This is a genomic window from Cupriavidus sp. 05N39 (assembly GCF_056397325.1).
In genome coordinates this window covers 1-410 of sequence record NZ_JBFTNE010000348.1, presented here as the reverse complement: position 1 = coordinate 410, position 410 = coordinate 1, and the positions used below count along the sequence as shown (strand labels likewise).

The following is a 410-nucleotide window of genomic DNA, read 5'->3' as shown; positions in this document are numbered from 1 at the left end:
ACCTATGCGATGGACCCCGGGGGCTACCAACTGGACAACGCGCTGTTGAGCGGGATGGGCATGACCGCCTCGCCCATCATGGTGCAGGCGCGCGAGCGCGTTGCGCGACGCTGCGATGGCTTCGTCTCCAGCGACGGCCTGGGCCGCCAGCTGATCCTCACCCAGCGCCTGCAGGCGGCCAAGGCGGGCAACCTCGCCGCCGAGGCCTCGCTGTTTGCCGAAGGCCAGCCGCTGCAGAACACGCCGGCTTACCGGCGCGGGCTGGTGGAGCGGGTGATGGACTCGCGCGACCCCGAAGCCTACATGGCGCTCTCCACCGGCATGGGCCAGCGCGCCAGCGGCGACCGCGCCCTGGACGGGCTGGTGGCCGGCGACCAGTTCAGTGAGCTGGCCTGGCGGCTGGCCGCCTG

The 410-nt window shown here is 72.2% G+C and carries 1 protein-coding gene; it reads left to right on the top strand.

Annotated elements, in window-relative coordinates; translation table 11 throughout:
* The coding region (locus AC1DN0_RS41650; RefSeq protein WP_477146692.1) for a hypothetical protein at positions 1-410 on the top strand (410 nt) is incomplete at both ends.